Source organism: Blastochloris sulfoviridis (assembly GCF_008630065.1).
GTDB classification, from domain to species: Bacteria; Pseudomonadota; Alphaproteobacteria; order Rhizobiales; family Xanthobacteraceae; genus Blastochloris; species Blastochloris sulfoviridis.
This window is the reverse complement of sequence record NZ_VWPL01000090.1, coordinates 1-323: the sequence shown is the minus strand read 5'-3', so window position 1 is coordinate 323 and position 323 is coordinate 1. Positions and strand designations below refer to the sequence as shown.

The 323-nt window shown below is 55.7% G+C and carries 1 pseudogene; it reads left to right on the top strand.

From position 1 onward, the window contains the following. Nucleotides 1–78: 78 nt before the first annotated feature. A pseudogene (locus tag F1193_RS16960) lies at nucleotides 79–192 on the top strand (IS200/IS605 family transposase); the annotation flags it as partial. Nucleotides 193–323 lie beyond the last annotated feature (131 nt).

The window sequence follows — 323 nt, the reverse complement described above, 5'->3', positions numbered from 1 at the left end:
GCCATCCGCCTCACCCTCAAGGGCGAGCACATCCCCGTCCCGGCTTGACGACGCCCGCAGCGGGCTGAGCAGTTACCACGGGGATACTTTTGTGCGACGGTGGGTCAGATGACGGAAGAGATGATCAAGCAATATTTAGAGCATCACTTCGAGCCAAATCCGAACGACAATTTCAAGATGGAACCTGAATAGACGCGTCGTTTAGGCGACGCGTATCCGGACTTTCAGTCCGTAAAACTCAACCCACCGGCTTTAGCCGGTGGTTGTTGAGTGTGGCATTTTGAGTTGACGGGACGGCGTGATTCCCTGGGCGCTCTGATTCG